This is a genomic window from Rhizobium sp. 01T417 (genome assembly GCF_056398905.1).
In genome coordinates this window covers 63539-80909 of the sequence record NZ_JBFTQH010000008.1, presented here as the reverse complement: position 1 = coordinate 80909, position 17371 = coordinate 63539, and the positions used below count along the sequence as shown (strand labels likewise).

The 17371-nt window shown below is 56.2% G+C and carries 19 protein-coding genes; 11 read left to right on the top strand and 8 right to left on the bottom strand.

Features of this window, described 5'->3' with window-relative positions; translation table 11 throughout:
• Positions 1-6 precede the first annotated feature (6 nt).
• From AC1DPR_RS11145 to AC1DPR_RS11115, 7 genes are read left to right on the top strand one after another with little or no spacing between them, the layout of a single operon-like run.
• Complete coding sequence (locus tag AC1DPR_RS11145) at positions 7-1107, top strand: alginate O-acetyltransferase AlgX-related protein (protein WP_477816310.1); 1101 nt, start codon at positions 7-9, stop codon at positions 1105-1107.
• A 5-nt stretch (positions 1108-1112) separates the two neighbouring features.
• Entirely contained in the window at positions 1113-1886 is a 774-nt protein-coding gene (locus AC1DPR_RS11140) for an SEL1-like repeat protein (RefSeq protein ID WP_477816309.1), read from the top strand.
• Positions 1887-1909: 23 nt separating this feature from the next.
• Positions 1910-3220, top strand: a complete 1311-nt coding sequence (locus tag AC1DPR_RS11135; RefSeq protein WP_477816308.1) for an alginate O-acetyltransferase AlgX-related protein — start codon at positions 1910-1912, stop codon at positions 3218-3220.
• 5 nt (positions 3221-3225) lie between these two features.
• The gene (locus tag AC1DPR_RS11130; RefSeq protein ID WP_477816307.1) at positions 3226-3855 is read left to right on the top strand and encodes an alginate O-acetyltransferase AlgF; all 630 of its coding nucleotides are present in this window, start codon (positions 3226-3228) and stop codon (positions 3853-3855) included.
• Between the two features lie 9 nt (positions 3856-3864).
• A complete protein-coding gene (locus tag AC1DPR_RS11125) occupies positions 3865-6600 on the top strand; it encodes a tetratricopeptide repeat protein (protein WP_477816306.1) in 2736 nt (911 codons plus the stop codon).
• Positions 6601-7677, top strand: a complete 1077-nt coding sequence (locus AC1DPR_RS11120) for an alginate lyase family protein (protein WP_477816305.1) — start codon at positions 6601-6603, stop codon at positions 7675-7677.
• A 51-nt stretch (positions 7678-7728) separates the two neighbouring features.
• Entirely contained in the window at positions 7729-7977 is a 249-nt protein-coding gene (locus tag AC1DPR_RS11115) for a hypothetical protein (RefSeq protein WP_477816304.1), read from the top strand.
• Between the two features lie 711 nt (positions 7978-8688).
• Here AC1DPR_RS11115 and AC1DPR_RS11110 read toward each other — a convergent pair.
• Positions 8689-9294, bottom strand: a complete 606-nt coding sequence (locus tag AC1DPR_RS11110; protein WP_477816303.1) for a general stress protein — start codon at positions 9292-9294, stop codon at positions 8689-8691.
• A 26-nt stretch (positions 9295-9320) separates the two neighbouring features.
• On the bottom strand, positions 9321-9632 hold the full coding sequence (locus AC1DPR_RS11105) for a PepSY domain-containing protein (protein ID WP_477816302.1): 312 nt from the start codon (positions 9630-9632) through the stop codon (positions 9321-9323).
• Between the two features lie 224 nt (positions 9633-9856).
• Here AC1DPR_RS11105 and AC1DPR_RS11100 point away from each other — a divergent pair, with 224 nt between their 5' ends.
• A complete protein-coding gene (locus tag AC1DPR_RS11100; RefSeq protein ID WP_477816301.1) occupies positions 9857-10321 on the top strand; it encodes an HD domain-containing protein in 465 nt (154 codons plus the stop codon).
• A 100-nt stretch (positions 10322-10421) separates the two neighbouring features.
• Here AC1DPR_RS11100 and AC1DPR_RS11095 read toward each other — a convergent pair whose 3' ends face one another.
• Positions 10422-10673 (bottom strand): DUF6894 family protein, encoded by a 252-nt coding sequence (locus AC1DPR_RS11095; RefSeq protein WP_113164039.1) that lies wholly within the window; start codon positions 10671-10673, stop codon positions 10422-10424.
• A 249-nt stretch (positions 10674-10922) separates the two neighbouring features.
• Here AC1DPR_RS11095 and AC1DPR_RS11090 point away from each other — a divergent pair, with 249 nt between their 5' ends.
• The gene (locus AC1DPR_RS11090) at positions 10923-11432 is read left to right on the top strand and encodes a cupin domain-containing protein (protein ID WP_477816300.1); all 510 of its coding nucleotides are present in this window, start codon (positions 10923-10925) and stop codon (positions 11430-11432) included.
• A gap of 104 nt (positions 11433-11536) precedes the next feature.
• Here AC1DPR_RS11090 and AC1DPR_RS11085 read toward each other — a convergent pair whose 3' ends face one another.
• Positions 11537-11698: a hypothetical protein gene (locus AC1DPR_RS11085; protein WP_477816299.1), complete on the bottom strand. Its 162-nt coding sequence runs from the start codon at positions 11696-11698 to the stop codon at positions 11537-11539.
• A gap of 367 nt (positions 11699-12065) precedes the next feature.
• Here AC1DPR_RS11085 and AC1DPR_RS11080 point away from each other — a divergent pair, with 367 nt between their 5' ends.
• Complete coding sequence (locus tag AC1DPR_RS11080) at positions 12066-12431, top strand: PAS domain-containing protein (protein WP_477816298.1); 366 nt, start codon at positions 12066-12068, stop codon at positions 12429-12431.
• A gap of 189 nt (positions 12432-12620) precedes the next feature.
• Here the strand turns inward: AC1DPR_RS11080 and AC1DPR_RS11075 are convergent, their stop codons facing one another.
• From AC1DPR_RS11075 to AC1DPR_RS11060, 4 genes are all read right to left on the bottom strand, one after another.
• Entirely contained in the window at positions 12621-12824 is a 204-nt protein-coding gene (locus tag AC1DPR_RS11075; protein WP_018859863.1) for a CsbD family protein, read from the bottom strand.
• A 374-nt stretch (positions 12825-13198) separates the two neighbouring features.
• Positions 13199-13687, bottom strand: a complete 489-nt coding sequence (locus AC1DPR_RS11070; RefSeq protein ID WP_477816297.1) for a GNAT family N-acetyltransferase — start codon at positions 13685-13687, stop codon at positions 13199-13201.
• A gap of 328 nt (positions 13688-14015) precedes the next feature.
• The gene (locus AC1DPR_RS11065; protein WP_477816296.1) at positions 14016-14327 is read right to left on the bottom strand and encodes a hypothetical protein; all 312 of its coding nucleotides are present in this window, start codon (positions 14325-14327) and stop codon (positions 14016-14018) included.
• 86 nt (positions 14328-14413) lie between these two features.
• Positions 14414-14809 carry a DUF1236 domain-containing protein gene (locus tag AC1DPR_RS11060; RefSeq protein ID WP_477816295.1) on the bottom strand — a complete coding sequence of 132 codons (396 nt, stop codon included), beginning with the start codon at positions 14807-14809 and terminating at the stop codon, positions 14414-14416.
• Between the two features lie 371 nt (positions 14810-15180).
• Between AC1DPR_RS11060 and katE the strand changes: the two genes are divergently transcribed.
• Positions 15181-17316, top strand: coding sequence for a catalase (gene katE, locus AC1DPR_RS11055; RefSeq protein WP_477816294.1), 2136 nt, complete (start codon positions 15181-15183; stop codon positions 17314-17316).
• The last annotated feature ends 55 nt before the right edge of the window (positions 17317-17371 follow it).

Below are 17371 nucleotides of genomic sequence, written 5' to 3'. Positions count from 1 at the left end.
GAACCAATGCAGATCCACGCTCGATATAATACAGCCGCAAGACTGCTACTCCCAGCGATGTTGTTCGGCTATGCACTTGTAGCGAATGTAGACATTCGCCATCAGTTGGCAGGGGCTCTTTCGAAACTTCCTGCCAACCTTGAGCAACTTAGCCATGGGCTGATTGGTACGACGCTCGAAACCGTCTACAAATCAGAACTGCCACATCGCGAGTTTGCGGTCGAACTGGTTGGAGCTGCGCGCTACATCCTTTTTGGCGAGGGACGCCGCGGTGTGGTTGTCGGAAAGGGAGGATGGCTTTTTTCCGAAGAGGAGTTTCGCGGTGCCGCCAACGCTGACACCGGCATCGAAACCGGCGTTCGCGAGATATCAAAAGTGGCCGATACTCTTCGCTCGCATGGAATTCGGCTGATCATCGTGCCTCTTCCGGCCAAAAGCGACATTTATCGCGAAAATCTTGCCGATGACCGATATGCCTCGATCGCGGAGCACCGATATCTCCACTTTGTCTATTCGCTGTCCTTGGCAAAGATTGACACTGTCGATACGCGGGGTGCCCTGCTCGCTGCCAAAACCAGCGAGCCCGTCTTCCTGAAGACAGACACGCATTGGACGCCAGCAGGCGCCAAGGCTGTGGCAGGTGCGGTTGCAGCATTCGCAGGTATTGCCGGCCAATCGCATTTTGCCTTGAAAGACGAGCCGGAACGCACGGTGGAGGGAGACCTCGTCAAGTTCGTGACCGGCGAAAGACTGGCGCCGTCGATCGGACTAGGACATGAAGTGGTCGCACCACAAACGGCAAGCCGAGATGAGGCGGGATTACTAACCGACATTCTTGGCGAAAGCGACCGATTCCCCGTCGCTCTGGTCGGCACCAGCTATAGCGCCAATGACACGTGGTCCTTCTCCTCATACCTGGAAGCGACCTTGGGAGTAGATGTGCTGAACGTCGCTGAGGTCGGCCGTGGACCTGTAGTTCCCATGCGCAATTTTCTGGCGGCCGACAACCAGCTTGAGGGACAGTCGACTGTCTTATGGGAGTTTCCGGTTCGTTACCTGACAGAGCCTCGACTTTGGGATGCGCCCGCATCTGCGGTTAGGGAGTAGATAAAATGCGGATTCATGCCCTCCTGCTCGCTTTCAGTTTTGCGCTCGGCCTCGGCAGCAATGTCACACCTGCCGTCGCGGTTACAAAAAACGCCGATGCCGCGAAATCAAAGGCAGACGCGAAGCGCTATCGACAAGGCTTCAATCAGGGAATTACGAGAACAGACCAGCTGGAGGGCTCCGAGCTCCAATCAATCCGGCGGCGCATGATCGCCCGGCAGCGGGTTTCCTACAAGGAGCTGCAAATGCTGGCCGACAGGGGCGACGGCGTGGCTGCAATTTACGTGGCCAAACGACTTGCGGCAAACCCGACGCTTAAAGCGGACGCAGTTCACTACTACACGATCGCATGCAGTACAGGCCGTGCAGGTGCTGTTGCCCCACTTTCCAGATTGCTCAGCACCGAAACAGGCTCCATCAGCGAGCCACGGCTTGATCAGGCAGAGCAGACCCTTCGCGACCATGCCGCCCATGGGAATCCTGTTGCGGTCGCTCAACTCATCAAGTTTTACAAAAGTGGCCAACCTTTCGGAGCCAAGCCCGATGAGGTCATCCGCTACGAACGACAGGCCGCCTCCAGTGGCGATGCAAAGACAGCCCTCGATATGGCGATCTCGATGATTTCGCAGGGGCTGACAAGTGAACAGGAAAAAAAAGAAGCAAGGCAGTTCCTGATAACCGCGCAAACAAGTGCTGAACCCAGCACGAGGGCGGTGGCGGCCGCGGTCCTGCGCCGACTGGACACCGAACCCACCAATCTTGTCGAGGTCTCTCAATGATGAGCCGTATCAGACAATCGGCCGTGCGTACCGGCATCGCAATCGCGCTGACCTTCGGTTCGTGGGGGACCGGCTACGCAGCGTCATCGGCATTCGGATGCGCAGGTCTCGAGACCAATAAACAACTTGCGTCGGTCGAGGGACGGAATGGGTTCTTCTATCGGGTTATTGCGGACTTGCGCATGGAGCAGCAGCTTTCCGAGCATACTGCTGACCAGGTCGCAACGATCGCCGAGGCGCTTGAGGCCCAGGGAACCACGCTCGTTTATGTACCAATACCAACAAAGAGCCTCGTGCTGCCACAATATCTGCCTGCCACGGCAAGCAGTGACTTTGGGTTCGACTACGATGTGGCAAAGAAGGCATATGAAGGCGTCATTCAGCGACTGCGCGAGCATGGCATCGTGACCGTTGATCTGTTGAAAAGGCTCAAGCAACAGTCCGGCGAAGAACCACCATTTTTCCAGGCTGACTTCCACTGGACGTCCGCCGGAGCTCGTGCCTCGGCAGGAAAAATTGCGGAGGTAATTCGCTCACTCCCAGGCGCTGGCGAACTGCAGAAGGCAGACTTTGAGACAAGGCCGACAACGCCGTCGTCCATCATCTCTACAATGCGGCGAATGCTGCAGGCCAGCTGCACCGATGCTTTGCCCCTGCCCCGCACGCAAGGGTATGAAACCGTCGAGACCGACAGCGGAGCGAGCGCGATCGACATATTTGGAAGTCCTTCCTCCGGTGGCACCGTCGCCCTGGTGGGAACCAGCTATTCGGATCTTCCGGCGTCGAACTTTGCTGGCTTTTTGTCGCAGGCTCTATCAACACCAGTGACGAACTACTCGATTTCAGGCGGCAACCAATTCGGTTCTATTACCTCCTACCTGACGTCTGAGGTCTTCCAGGCAAACCGGCCTCGTTTTCTGATCTGGGAAAATCCCATCTACAACAATCTCGGCAAGTTCGGTGACGCACCACTGATCGAACTGGCGACAGCTGCGCGTCAAAGCTGCCGTAGGATCGACCCCGAAAGAATTTCTCCTCTTGGTCCCACGACAGTGAGTGTAGCCCTTGAACAGGGCGAGGTCTCCGATTCCGCCGTAATCTATGCATTTTCTGGCGACGCGCTCAGCCGGCACGCCACATTGAGCTTCAAACTGAACGACGGTCACGACTACCAAAGCAGTATCGTGCGGGCGGATCGAATGGTCTCGACGGGCCGCTTCTACTTCCCGGTGCGATACTTTGCCAGCGAGGCATCCAAGCGAATTACCCTCGAATTCGACCGCCTGTCCACAAACGCGGCAGCAGTGAGTGTCTGCCATCCCAAAGCAAGGTGAGGATCATGTTTCTACCACGCACATATGCCGCCCTTCTGACCCTGATGCTGGCCCTACCAACGCTTTCGTTGGCCCAAGATGCCGGGCTTTATGGCAAGCCGATTGATCCCAATGGATCCTTTGTTCGTATTCTCGATACCAATGCATCAGCCGCTGTGATCGCGGGATCCCAGGTTGCAGGTTTCGACGATGGCGTATCGCCTTATGTGGCCGTCAAGCCAGGCAACGTCGACATGTCGATCGGTGCTGAGAGCATCAACATCACAGCTGCCCCAGGCAAGTACTACACCTACGCCAAGCTATCGGACGGGCAGACGAAACTCTATGTGGATGGCGTCAAGGACGATCCTTCCAAGGCGCAGGTCTATCTTTACAATCTCAGTGATCTTGAATCCATTGATCTCGCCGTGCCCGCTGCAAATGCAACGGCAATCAAAGGGGTTGCCTCCGGAACATCCGAGAGTGTTTCGCTGCGGGCCCCGCTCAATCTCAGCTTCGCAATTCAGCAAGGTGGAAAGACCATCACGCAAACCGACAAGATCGACCTGAAACGGCGCGCCGGATTCAGTATCGTCTTGTCGGGCAATGCGGGCGACTACCATGTAGTCGTCACCGAAAATCATCTCAACCAATAGGGGGCGAGTATGCTGTCTCAAGTTTTGCGTTCTGCGCCTTTGTTCGCCGGGACCGTCGCGACCTGCCTGTGGCTGGCAGTGGCGATCGACCAGGTCAAGGCAGATCCGGTGGCCATTGAGTTCCTGCCACCCAAGGTAGATGTCAAGGCGGTCTGTGTACAGCGCGCGCCCGATGGAGAAGTGATCGATCGGTGGGTTTCATGGGATCGCAAGACGCTGCCAAAACTTCAACCTTGGATCATCCAACGCGAGGCTCAACGGCTACGAGACATCGATCCGGAACTTTATTTCCCCATCATCGCCCGCATGATCGAGCTTCTGCCGGACATTGACCGCAGCCTGAAGCCACGGGACCTGGAGGCTGACAGGATTACCCTTTACCTGCGTGCCGGCAAAATTAAGGAGCTCGAGAGTAACGGAGCCTTGGAAACATTTTTCACGCAGGCGGAGGCAGGTGCGCCGAAGGACCTCGACCTCGCCGCTGAACTGATACTGACGGGGGTCGTCGCTCAGAAGGATAAAACTAAAGCTCTCTCCTATCTCGTCAATGCCGCTTATGGTGGAAACCCGAACGCGCTCCTGCAGCTTGCCAAGCGAAACCTTGATGGCGAGCGGGTCGAGGGTTGGTCTGTCGATCCATCGCTGGCCATAACCATGGCCTTTGGCGCAATGGTCGGAAAGCTCGACAGCGGAATTTGCGATCGCGTGGCACGCATTGCGCGAGAGTACGAAAAAGGAGACGTGGTCAAGCAAGACCGGACGATTTCGGAGGCATGGTTGCGGTTTGCCGGCGATCTTGGCGATGGCAACGCAGCGTGGAAAGTAGCCCGCTATCACCTCGAAAGCGCGGATATTCGCAAGGACAATGCCGTCCTTATGCACTACCTCAAGTTTGCGGCCGATAATGGCGTGATTGCTGCCCAGTCAGAGCTTGCACACGTGTATGAGGTCGGCGCCATCGTTACAAAGGACCTTGAAAAATCGGAATACTATTATCGCCAGGCGGTTGCGGCAGGACATCGCAGCAGCTTGATCAGGCTTGCCAATCTCTATGGCGAATCCGATGCAAAGGACGCTCGGGAGAAGTACGTGCAAGCACTGAACGAACTCGCGTCACTCGAGGATGCCCCCGGCTGGGTTTTTGCGCGATTGGCCAATCTAGCGATTGACAAGGATGGTTTCTGGAAATCGCGTGATCAGGCAAGCAAGTTCTTTCAGCAAGGCGCTGATCGTCGTGACATGACGTCGATGCACAGCCTTGCGGCTCTTCGTCTGAGCAGCACTGGTGATGGAAATTTCGATGAGGGCATCAATCTCCTATTGGCGCTCCTCGACAATTTCGGCCGGACAGACACGATGAAGGATCTGCGCGACGCGTATCTGTGTCATGCACCAGACGGACCGCGACTCGAACAGGCGGAATACTGGTCAAATGCTGCCAAGGGATCGCAGGGCAGCGCATGGTCTGTCGAGGACATCGATGGACTCGTGCAACATCTTGATGATCCGCAAACCGCCTTGCTTCAGTCCGGCGCGCTCAACGGACAGCCAAAGGCGATTGCGGGCTATCTCTGGTATCTGACTTCTGTCGCAAAGGACGCGGATGCAATCAAGGAATGGGAGGGTCGCCTCTCGCGCAGCCCCGATGCCGAAGCGGCGTTTGCGGCCCTGATGCTGCAGGCTGCCGGGAATGACATCGGCAAGAAACGTGCCGCATTGGAGCGGTTTCTTTCGGCCGCCGACCTGCCGAGCTCGGCCGCACGCATCGGGGCCGGCGAACTCATACTCTCATCCTTTGCAGAAGATCCAAGTCTTTTGGCAACGGCAGAGAAATATCTGAGACTTGAGGCCTCACATGGCAACGGAAAGGCCATGCAGTTGCTGGCCACCAAGTTTGCCGCACCGGCTGAAATCTACAATCAGTATCGCTCGGCCATCGTTGATCGAGGCGACGCAGATGCATCGATTTTCGCGGCAAGGTACGTCAGCGATGTCGCAACGAAGGAAAAATATCTGCTGCGAGCTCAAAGCCTCATGGATTGCTCCTTTGATTCCGCCTTGTCGATGGCGCACGCCTATATCGATTTGCGCGAGCCTGAAAAAGCACAGGACTGGATGGACGTTGGCGAGACCTTTTCAAAGGACAAGCCCTGGAGAGCAAGAGTGCTTGCGGAAGCCTATTCGACCTTTCCTTCGCCAGTCGGACAAGACAGTGCAATGCGCTTGTTTGAAGTTGCAGCACGCGGCGGTGACGCGAGGGCTGAGCAGTATCTCTTGAAGACATATACTGATCGGCAGGGGCAGCAATTCTCGCTCGAGAAAGCGACCACGTTGATGGTCGCCGTTATCCAGAATGCTTCCGCAGATCGGGTTGCCAGCCGCTTGAATGGATTGGCGAAGTCACACAAGACTGTCTACGAACAGCTCCTCGCCCGGATTGACCTCACCTCGATCTACGAACGCTCGGCGCAATCCGGCGATCCTGTCGGAATGCGTGAGTACGCAAAACTGAAGCTTGCAAACAGTGGGGGTGCCGAGGCAGCGTCGAGTGCGACGGATCTGTTCCGCAAGGCCGCAGACAAGGGCGATTCCGAGGCAATGGTGCTACTGGCACAAAATTACGCTTACGGGATCGGCACGCGGCCATCCCTGCCGGAGGCGAAGCAATGGCTTGAAAAAGCAGCGCGTCTTGGAAGTAAGCAGGCAAATGAGATGCTGTCAGTTATGTCAACGAAGGTAAATTAAATGAGACGTTCCACTCTCCCGCCACTGTGGTGGCCTTTGACCCCATTGACATGCCGTCGGACTGCTCTCGTCCCAATGTTGGCGCTGGGTCTGCTTACCGTCGAGGCGCAGCTCGCGCAAGCCGAGCTTAAGTGCCCGAGAGTGCCGAAACCTATGACGAGCCTCGAAATCGGGAGCCGCTATGAGAAAGGCGATGCCTCGCGCTCGGAAATCGATGAGGATGAAAACGCGGCAGTCAACAAGGCGCTTCGGCCTCTGGACCTGTTCGTCAGAGCGGTTGCGGCGCTTACGAAGGGATCCTCCAGCAAGCATGCCAACGACGAGAAACACTTGTGTCTCTATAGTGCCCTGGCATCCTGGGCGGATGCAGGGGCATTGTCGGATCTGAGCACCGTGAATGCCAAGCTCGCCGTTTCGCCACGCCTTGCCGGCATCGCGATTGCCTATAACGAGGCGAAAGAAAAAACAGCTCCACCTCCAGAGAAGCGACGGGCAATCGAGGCATGGTTGGGCCCACTCGGCCATACACTACAATCGTTCTTCGATAACGATGCGCCTGAGATGGCATCACAGAACAACCTTCGGGCCTGGGCCGCGCTCGCGGTCACCCAGATCGGGCTGGCGACGAACGACGACGCGCTGATTTCCTGGGGCTCGAAGTCCACTGAAATGGTCGTGTGTTCCGCCGACGACGACGGGGCTCTTCCTTTCGAAATGAAAAGAGGAGACAAGGCGTTGCATTATCAGTTGCATGCGGTCGCACCCCTGGTGGTCAACACCGTGCTCCTGGATAACCGTAACGGTGATGGGTTCCAGGCTTGCGGCGCAAAGCTCGAACGGATCGTGGACTTTACACTTTCTGCGCTTGAGAACCCTCAGCTGGCGGCAGCAAAGGCGGGTACCGAGCAGTCGTTTTCAACCGGCAGCGAGACATTGGAGCCGTTTCAGCTTGCGTGGCTGGAGCCCTATCTCAAGCGTCAAAAGGATGAAAAGGCCTTGCGCTTCGCGGAAAAGTACAGGCCGTTATCGAACTCGAATCTCGGCGGCAACCTGACCGACCAATACTCGAGCAACTGAGCCATAACTGCCTCCAGCTACAAGCCATACACGCGAAGAAGGGAGTTTCCCGTGCGTAAAATTCATTATCTGGCAATGATCGGTCTCGCCACACTATTGTGCGGATCTTTTGACGCGTCGGGCCAGGGACTGACAGTTCGCCCGACGGTATCAGATCAACCGCCGGAAAATAAGCAAGCTCGGAAACTGACCCCCAAGGCCTGCGCCAAACTGCTGACCAAGGCAGAGAATTCGGGCAAGAGCATGAACTTGATTATGCAGCGAAAGATGCAGCTTGCCTCCCGCGGTTGCGAATTCTAGGTCAAGATCTAGACCACGATCGTAACCGCGGACGACCTCGTCGTATACCGATCGATACACCACTTTTCGTGAGTACAGACCACGCGCTTTTTGCTGGAGACTTCGAACAAAATCCCGCCTTCTTTATAGTCGCTTTTCGGGGAAGCGACGTTCTAACCTCGCCCTGGATGGTTACTGGATATCTCTTGGAAGCCTGTCGATCATGGCCCATCAGATATGAAACGCTGACCGGTTGCTTGGAGCGAAACCTTGGGATGCGGTTCGGATCGCCCGTCCAGCTTGCAATCCCGATCGTAACAGCCTTTTCAGTCCCGGCTCATTGGCGCGTTTGATGGCTTTCGGAGCAGATGAGGTCAAGCTGCGTCATTTCAAGAAACCATATCTTGAGATGGCGAACTCTCAGGATAAAAACTTTGACCAGACGTTTTACCTGCTGTCCGTCAACGATTCCCTCGGCATATCGAATTGTCCGAAGAGTGGGCGTTGCACCTCGCCAATTGCTCCCGCGCCGTCCCACGCTTCGCGTTTGGCATCTGCGCGAACCACTGGCTGGATGTCCATTGGGCGCTATTTTAAACGACCGGCTGTCCAGCAGCGGGAGGCTGACACTGGGGTTAGTCGCCCGGCGTCCTGTATGCCGATGTCATCCTGAAGCTTTCTGAAGGAAACCGAAGCGGCCGCATCGGGCGGCCGCTTACAGCTTCAGTTCGCCTAGAGGCTGGAACGATATCGTTGTCGTTCAGCGGCGATCTGCTCCGCAGTATAGGGATCGGCGGTTTCGTCAAAACGGGTCCAGCCCTGCTCAACATAACTCGCGCGCCGCGCTCCGATGTCTACGGGACGCCACCGGTCAAGGATAGCCTGAGCCTCGGCGACACGTGCTTCCTCCACCCTCGCGGCGACGACCGATCCTCCGCGGCGGACGCCTTCCGCGTAAAGGTGGGCGTCTTCCTCAGGAACGCCTTCCTTGACCATGGCACCGACGATACCCCCGACCGCACCGCCGGCAACGGCGCCGGCCGCAACTCCGGCCGCGGTCGCAACGAGCCAACCGGCAGCGACCACGGGACCCACACCCGGAATGGCAAGCATGCCAAGACCGGTGAGGAGACCGCCGGCACCGCCGGCCAGTGCGCCAAGACCGGCACCGGTTCCTGCGCCTTCTGCGGCGCGATTGCCCTGGGCTTCGACATCAACACCATTCGCCTCGTTGGTGGCAATGCTGATGTCATCGGACGGGACGCCCGCGTCTTCCAACGCTGACACGGCCGCGCGCGCGTCATCGTAGTTATCATATAATCCAGTGATCGTTCTCATATGACTGCTTCCTTGTTTATTCGTGGTTACTTGGCCATGGTGACGTTGCCCTGAAAGTCCAGGGAGACGCTCGCTTGTTTGCCATCCTTGGTGGCGCTGGCCCGCCACACCCCTTGATCGTCAAGCTTGAGGCCGGTGACGTCGGTGTAACCAGCTTCCTCGATCCTGGCCTTTGCCTGGCCTTCGGTGAAGCTGTTCTTGCCTGCTACCGGGGCTCCCGGATTTTGCTCGGTTTTGACCGCGGGTGTTGTCTGGGTCGTCGTCGGCGTTTCGCTCTGGGCGAGCGCGACCGAGGCCGTCATCACCATGCCGATAGAAAGGATCATGAGTTTTTTCATTGATGTTTCCTCTGGTTGAGAACAGACAAACAACCAGAAACCCTGCTTGTTCCATTGACACGTTGAGACTGAAGTCGATCGACCCTCGATCGATCGTTTGCGCTCGGCAGGAATTAGATCCTGGGAGTCGACCTTAAGTTTTCTTCAGAACAGAGCCTTCACCAGGCGGCACGCGCAGGAACTCAAAGCATTGCCCGGGCGTTGATTTACTGGAGGTAAGAGTCATGGCATCAGAGCATCTGGGCTTAATGAGTGAAGGCGATAATGGGTTGGATGTTTTACGAGCGATAAAAATCGCATTCTCGGCTCATGCAGGCCAGACCGACAAGGAAGGAAACCCATATTTTTCGCACTGCAAGCGCGTCGCTAGCGCCGTCGAGGGGGACGAGCAGCGGATCGTCGCCTACCTGCACGACATTGTCGAAAAGGGCCGCGGCTGGACATTTGAACGTCTGAGGGATGAAGGATTCAATCCTTCCGTAGTTGCCGCCATCAACGCCTTGACCCGGAGAGAGAACGAAAGCGAAGATGAGTTTGTCGTTCGGGCAGCTAGTGACGACCTTGCCCGTCCGGTAAAGGTGGCCGACCTTAAAGACAATCTGAAGCAAGCCCGGAATGCTGGTTTGGATCAGTCAAAATATAAGGAAGGTCTCAAGATCATTGAGGAGTTGTACGGCTTAACTTGCTAGGAGCGGAAAAAAGTACGCCAGCAAATAAGACGCCAAACCTGGGTGAACGGAACGCAAAGTGGCGGGCATCCTCGCCCGATCATTTGCAGACACTGGTCCCCTATCTCTCAGAATCTCCACCAGCATACTCAATGCATAGATTCAATGAGACTGTCACGATCTTAACTCGGTCCGGATTGTAGATCTCAACTTCAAGCGGCTCCCGTGTAGCAGTGGGAATCCCGTCGATGGCCATCTCGGCAACGAGGCGCTTTGCTTCATCGAGCGCCGCTGGCAAGTCGGGGAACTCATAGCCATCTTCGTCTTGCCAGGGAGTGTCTGTCGGGCCGGTTCGGAAGTAGAATCTTGTCACGATGAATCTCCGTTTGCGAGATCAACTCACCGACGGTTGCAAGGTTCCGTCGCGCAATCACGATGGCCTCGCAAAGGAGCGAGTCCGTCGCGGCGACATAGCCACAGTTCACGTCAGTCCGAATTCCGCAGCTTGTCTCGCGCCAAGCGTTGAATACTGATGGAACGATACGGAAATAGCTGCATTTTCGTGGCGTCATCTCGTTTGCTCGTTGGTTAGGGTCGCCGGAATTGGAGAAAGGAAGCATCGATGGAGGTAACAGCCAGTCTTCTTTCGCCAAGCGATTGGATCCCGAACAACCGGGCTTTGCCAGTGCTGTTCTATAAATCTGCCGTCATCAGCGAAGAGGCATCGGCAAAACGATTTGAGAGTCTCTTCCAAGAACACGGTTGGACGGGGCTCTGGCGTGACGGGATTTTTGGCTATCAACACTATCACGTCCACGCGCACGAAGTGTTAGGCGTAGCTGACGGCCACGCCTCCATCATGATCGGGGGCCCTCATGGTATCGATTTTGCGGTCACGGCTGGGGATTGCCTGATTTTACCTGCCGGCACTGGGCATTGCCTTGTCGCCGCGAGCCAATCGTTTCTGGTTGTCGGTGCTTACCCGCCGGGCCAGAGCGCCGACATCAAGACTTCGGCGGCCACCGGCATGGAAATGGACGTGATCAGAAAGTTATCTTTGCCTACCCTTGATCCGGTTACGGGAACGCGCGAGCCTCTCTTGTCCCATTGGCGATCCGAGAAGACGCGATAAAGCGGAAGTAGTGAGCTGATGTTCGACCGGAAAAATTAGACGTCACGTCCTGAAACAGGCAAATCAGGAATGTCAAAGTTAAATGACATTTATTTTAGCCTGCACTAAAACACCCATCCAAACGGAGGAGAGTAATGTCGACGCACATCAGAGAGGGTGATCTCGATACCAAGAAATCCTTGAGGATTTGGTCGGTGCGCGATTATTGCCGCCAGCACCAGATAGGTGAAGCCGACGAACGGCGGATGCGACAGCTCTTTGGTCATTTTGCATCTGCAGGCGAACTGCTTTATAACGTCAATAGAAATCCGCGCTGGCGCGTTTGATTTGTCATGAAAAAGTCAAACGTGAGGGGCGTCGCGTGATCTCCGATTGCGTGGCGCCGCCACCCTTCCTGTTTTCGTTGCGAACCAAAATGCTGGATGGGACACGAAGGTTCATCTGACACCCCGGATTGTTCCTCGCTTCCCTCCCCTTGCCTTGTGGCGGCTCGCGTGCGGTACCACGAGACGACGTCGTGTCATCATAGCTGGCCATTCGCTACCGAAGCGTCCCGACACAGAGCTGATAGTGAACTTCTGGAACTTCCGGCATTGCTGGCAGTTGGGGACCCAACCTTGAAGCGGAGGTGCGATGAGGATCGCAAGCAATCTCGAAGAGAACGCGGCTGAGCCGGGAATTTTTACCTGGGCTCTTGCTGGAGATACCGTCTACGGCGATACGGCCATAGCATCTTTGTTTGGCCTCGATCCGGCCGAGACGATCTGTGGATTGCCGATCGCCTCGTATATCGAGCGAATCCATACCGACGATCGCGAGCGTGTGGCAGTTCAAATTTCGCAAGCCGTCAGAAGCGGGCTGCCCTATCATGCAGAATATCGCGTTCTTGATGCTTTCGACGAAATTCGGTGGGTGATGGCGATGGGCAGGTGCTTCCGGAACCGGCAGGGCGACCCAAACCACTACGCCGGGATCGTCTATCCACTTGAACTTTTGTGAAGGTCAACACAATCACGGTCACCGCGGAGCGGCACCAGCCTATATCGTCCCGTGTTAAGGGCGCACATAGCGGAGATGCTTTGGCTCATAGTCGTATCATGGCAGCGGGAACGCAAATCCAAGATCGCATCTTCCAATGTGTCGAGAGCGCAAAAAGGAGCCCGGATCGTTCCGGGCTCTCCAGTTCGTCTACCAGGTCTGGCTACCGTACCAGTCGTCGATATCCTGACGGGCCCGGTCCCGAGCTAGCCCATAGCGTTCCTGAATTTTTCCTTCCAACTGGTCGCGTTGCCCATCGATTTGGTCAAGATCGTCATCAGTGAGTTTTCCCCACTGTTCCTTGACCTTACCTTTGACCTGCTTCCAGTTCCCTTCAACGCGGTTCCAATCCATGTTTTCCTCCTAGGTTCGGACTGGAATTAAAACGAAGCAGGCGACCGAGTGTTCCGAGTAGCAGGAAGATTTCCGGCAGCACGCGCGGCCTGACCTTGAAAGCTGGCCGGCCATCGATGTCGAGTGCCGCATAACCCTTGGAAAGATCCGGCGATCCAACCGCAATACAGAATGCCGAAGACAGTTGGTGAGACATGTCCGTCTAACGAATGCGACCGCTGCGAAAACTCCAAGACGCAACAGTGGTTTGGCGATGCCCGGATCGAAGGGCAGCGTGCTTATAAATACGCTTGGTGTCAGCCACCGGGTGTATGGGAACTGCGCCTCCGGCCATGTCTCGGATGCGGACGAAGCTGCAAATGATGGCGTGCCGCTTACTGCCTCGCAAGCATCGGCAAAATCAAGCCCCACTGCGTCTCTTGAGGTGATCCGAACGGTTCGAAACCCAGTTTCTTGTAAACGGCAATCGCTCGTTCATTGGCCGGGTGAGGATCGGTTGCGACAACGGGTGCGCCCGCATCGAACAGAGCCCTCATTCTCGCCCCGATAAACGCTGATCCGTGCCCAACACCGATCATTTCGGGGTTTCCTATGTATTGATCGATTCCCCGCGATCCCTTGGGAAGCTTGGCAAAATGGTGATCTTGCCAGCCGTGGACGGTATAGTCCTGCATAAACGCAAAGGGGCGATCGGCTATTGAAACAATCCAACGCGCTACCCGAGGATCAGCCAAGTCTGCCGCATCGTACGGCTCATCTGAGTCCCACCATTCGCGGACATGCGGGTTCGATTGCCATGCTCTAAGCAGCGGGAGATCATCCAACGTCGCTTTGCGAAAACTGTAGTGGTCAGCCGCTGTCATTGAACAAGCTTAGCACGTCGCTGGCCGGTAGAAATGGGCTCTTTGCGACGATCAAGCGACCGCGCGCGAAGTCTGATCGCGGAAGGGGGTTGACCACCAAGATCCATGCGATCGTTGCCCCGTCGGAACCGGCTCAATCCGATTTGCTTTAGCCCACACCCTTATCGACAAAAACCCGGTTGAGCGGCTTCAACCTGATCAAGCATTGTCGTTGCACGCGACGCGTTACCACCAGCGTGTTGCCTCCCCTCGCTTTCGCCACGCTCGCGGCCATACGGCTCTGGCTGAGCGCTTATGAGTCCACGAGACAGTACCCGCTATCAATCTATCAATGGAGCGTCGCCGCGTCCTTGCCACCGGATGCAAGGTTTTCGAGGACAGCCACCAGCTTTGCGAACTCGTTCAGGACCCTTTGAAATTCAGCGTCATCCAGCTCTGCTATGTCAGCTATCATCACCGAAACGCATTTAATCAGCGCATCGAGATGTAAATATCGGTCTAACGCCAACTCGCCGAGTTTTCTTGACTGGTAGAACCGCAACTCATCAACGATACGGCCGACAAGATTGCGTCTGTCGACCCTATCTAGATAGGGAAGCTCAAATTGGGCAAGCTTGATCTCTGTTATGAGCTTTGTCACACGATTCCCCTAAGCCGCGGATGACGGCAGGTGAGAGCCGGCGGGGACTGTCTCCCCGCCGGCATGCGTCCAGCATCCTTTTACGACTACTGGATGACCTGGATCACCTTCCGGGAGGATGGCTCGACGATTACCCGCTGCTCATTGACGATCGCATAGGCATACTTTGGATCATCAGGAATCGGCGTTACAACGACCGTCTCGGGGAGCGGTTGGCCAACAACCACCTTTTCCTTGACGACGACTCGGGTCGTCGGAGCCGGAACTTGCTGCACATAGGTAACGACTTTCTGGGGCGGCGGATCGATGAGGCTACCTGCAACGCCACCGACGATACCTCCAACGGCTGCACCGACCGGCCCCCCGACGATTGCCCCGGTTGCTGCCCCGCCCGCAGCTCCCGTCACCGTCGACGATTGCGCGTAGGCAAAAGTTGATGCGAGAGCGAGCACAGTGGCAGTTCCTATCAATTTGATACGCATTCATTTTCCTCCATTGGAAGCGGTATTGTCCGCTCCCTGAACGAACCACCAAGCGCAGCAACGGTTCCCGGCCCGGGACTTCAGTCTGACGGCGCTCAGACCAAGGTCCAAGGTCACTGCCCTGATCGAATCTCCAATTGAACCACCGCCCGAGCGTGGAGCCAGGATAACCAGAAGTTGCTGCCTTCGTACTTTCAGCCAAATGAAGTTAGTCCGGGGCAGCCAGGCGAAATCAATTTCCACCGGAGTGAGGAATTCGGAGCCTATCGGGAACTTCAACGTTCACATGAAGTTGAGAGATTGGTTCCGTTGCACCGAAGGGACCTGAGCGACGGGAAGTAATCGCATCTCCAGTTTAGGGAAAGCAACCGATGGCGAAGAAAACCACGAAGGGCCAAATCAATCTTGTCTCGATTCACGACCAAAAGCCTCATCGAGGAAATGGTGGCGAGCTCCATCAATTTGCCGAAGACGGCGCCGAAGTCCTGACCACGTCACAAGGCGCGCCGGTCGCTGACGACCAGAATTCACTGAGGGTAGGCGCCCGCGGGCCCCTCATCGTTGATGACTTTCACTTCCGAGAGAAGATTTTCCATTTCGACCACGAACGCATTCCGGAGCGGGTTGTCCATGCTCGCGGTTACGGTGCACATGGTTTCTTTGAGACCTACGAATCTTTGGCAGCATATACTAGAGCCGATATTTTTCAGCGTCCCGGGGAAAGGACACCGGCATTCGTTCGCTTCTCGACGGTTGCGGGCAGCAAAGGCTCCTTCGATCTTGCCCGTGACGTCCGCGGCTTTGCTGTGAAAATGTACACGCGGGAAGGGAATTGGGACCTCGTTGGAAACAACATTCCTGTTTTCTTTATCCAGGACGCCATCAGATTCCCGGACATTATCCACGCAGTCAAACCGGAACCTGACAGGGCCTTTCCACAGGCGCAGTCGGCCCATGATACTTTTTGGGATTTCATCAGCCTTACCCCTGAGAGCATGCACATGATCATGTGGGTGATGTCGGATCGCGCCATTCCACGCTCATTTCGCTTTATGGAAGGATTCGGTGTTCACACGTTCAGGCTCGTGAATGCGAAAGACGAATCGACATTCGTGAAGTTCCACTGGAAGCCGAAGCTTGGCCTTCAATCCGTGGTCTGGAACGAAGCGGTCAAGATCAACGGTGCCGACCCGGACTTTCACCGCCGCGACCTTTGGCAGTCCATAAAGTCGGGCAATTTTCCTGAATGGGAACTGTGTGTGCAGCTGTTCGATCAGGATTTCGCCGACAGCTTCGATTTCGACGTCCTCGACCCGACGAAGATCATTCCCGAAGAGATCGTGCCGGTGAAACCGATCGGACGGCTGGTATTGGACCGGATGCCTGACAACTTCTTTGCCGAAACTGAGCAAGTTGCATTCATGACCCAAAACGTCCCGCCCGGGATCGACTTCAGCAATGATCCGCTGTTGCAGGGGAGGAATTTCTCTTATCTTGACACGCAGCTCAAGCGCCTCGGTGGTCCAAACTTCACGCATCTACCCATCAATGCGCCCAAGTGTCCGTTCCAGCATTTCCAACAGGACGGCCACATGGCGATGCGCAATCCGGTCGGCCGCATCAACTACCAACCGAACTCTTTCGGTGAAGGGCCCCGAGAGTCCCCCGTGCTGGGTTACCGGCACTTTGCCTCGTCCGAAGAGGGTGGAAAGGTACGGCTTCGTCCGGAAAGCTTTGCCGATCATTATAGTCAAGCCCGACAGTTCTACATCAGCCAGACCCAGCCCGAGCAGCGCCACATAGCGGCGGCTTTGACGTTTGAACTGAGCAAGGTGGAGACGTCGGTCATCCGGGAACGCATGGTTGCTCATCTGCTTAATATCGACGAGAGCCTCGCCAAGACCGTCGCCGATAAGCTTGGCTTCCAGAGCATGCCTAAGGCCGCGGACGCGGCAATGCCGACACGTCAGGATCTTGAGCCTTCACCTGCCCTCAGCATCGTGGAGAAGGGTCCGAAGCGGTTCGAGGGCCGAAAGCTTGGCATCCTCATAACCGATGGCGTAGACGCCAATCTGCTGAAGGGATTGACCGATACTGTCGGAAAGGAAAAAGCGATCGTCGAGTTTGTTGCTCCCAAGGTGGGCGGGGTCACCGCTTCGAATGGAAAATGGATCCAGGCACATCACATGATCGACGGAGGCCCGTCGGTGCTGTTTGACGCCGTGGCATTGCTGACTTCCTCCGCAGCGATCGAAGAGCTGATCAAGGAGGCAACGGCCCGCGACTTTGTGGCCGATGCCTTCCAGCACTGCAAGTTCATCGGATACGACCAGTCCGCCTTACCCTTGCTCGAAAAAGCGGGCATTGCTGGAATGGAAGACGAAGGCATTGTTTCACTATCAGGAAAAGACAGCCTGCCGTCCTTCGTCTCAAAGCTTGGCACGCTTCGTGTTTGGGCCCGTGAGCCCTCTGTGAAACTCGGCAAGGCGTCAGTCCCGGTCAAATAGGTATTTGACGCAGGCGCGGTAATCCTTGCCGCGCCTACGTGGAAGTCGTCACGGA

Coding starts and splice junctions, on each gene's coding strand:
- AC1DPR_RS11105 (WP_477816302.1), bottom strand. CDS start 9,632: ATGAAAAAACTCATGATCCTTTCTATCGGCATGGTGATGACGGCCTCG.
- AC1DPR_RS11120 (WP_477816305.1), top strand. CDS start 6,601: ATGAGACGTTCCACTCTCCCGCCACTGTGGTGGCCTTTGACCCCATTG.
- AC1DPR_RS11090 (WP_477816300.1), top strand. CDS start 10,923: ATGGAGGTAACAGCCAGTCTTCTTTCGCCAAGCGATTGGATCCCGAAC.
- AC1DPR_RS11145 (WP_477816310.1), top strand. CDS start 7: ATGCAGATCCACGCTCGATATAATACAGCCGCAAGACTGCTACTCCCA.
- AC1DPR_RS11130 (WP_477816307.1), top strand. CDS start 3,226: ATGTTTCTACCACGCACATATGCCGCCCTTCTGACCCTGATGCTGGCC.
- AC1DPR_RS11060 (WP_477816295.1), bottom strand. CDS start 14,809: ATGCGTATCAAATTGATAGGAACTGCCACTGTGCTCGCTCTCGCATCA.
- AC1DPR_RS11100 (WP_477816301.1), top strand. CDS start 9,857: ATGGCATCAGAGCATCTGGGCTTAATGAGTGAAGGCGATAATGGGTTG.
- AC1DPR_RS11125 (WP_477816306.1), top strand. CDS start 3,865: ATGCTGTCTCAAGTTTTGCGTTCTGCGCCTTTGTTCGCCGGGACCGTC.
- AC1DPR_RS11070 (WP_477816297.1), bottom strand. CDS start 13,687: ATGACAGCGGCTGACCACTACAGTTTTCGCAAAGCGACGTTGGATGAT.
- AC1DPR_RS11075 (WP_018859863.1), bottom strand. CDS start 12,824: ATGGATTGGAACCGCGTTGAAGGGAACTGGAAGCAGGTCAAAGGTAAG.
- AC1DPR_RS11140 (WP_477816309.1), top strand. CDS start 1,113: ATGCGGATTCATGCCCTCCTGCTCGCTTTCAGTTTTGCGCTCGGCCTC.
- AC1DPR_RS11080 (WP_477816298.1), top strand. CDS start 12,066: ATGAGGATCGCAAGCAATCTCGAAGAGAACGCGGCTGAGCCGGGAATT.
- AC1DPR_RS11085 (WP_477816299.1), bottom strand. CDS start 11,698: ATGACCAAAGAGCTGTCGCATCCGCCGTTCGTCGGCTTCACCTATCTG.
- AC1DPR_RS11110 (WP_477816303.1), bottom strand. CDS start 9,294: ATGAGAACGATCACTGGATTATATGATAACTACGATGACGCGCGCGCG.
- katE (WP_477816294.1), top strand. CDS start 15,181: ATGGCGAAGAAAACCACGAAGGGCCAAATCAATCTTGTCTCGATTCAC.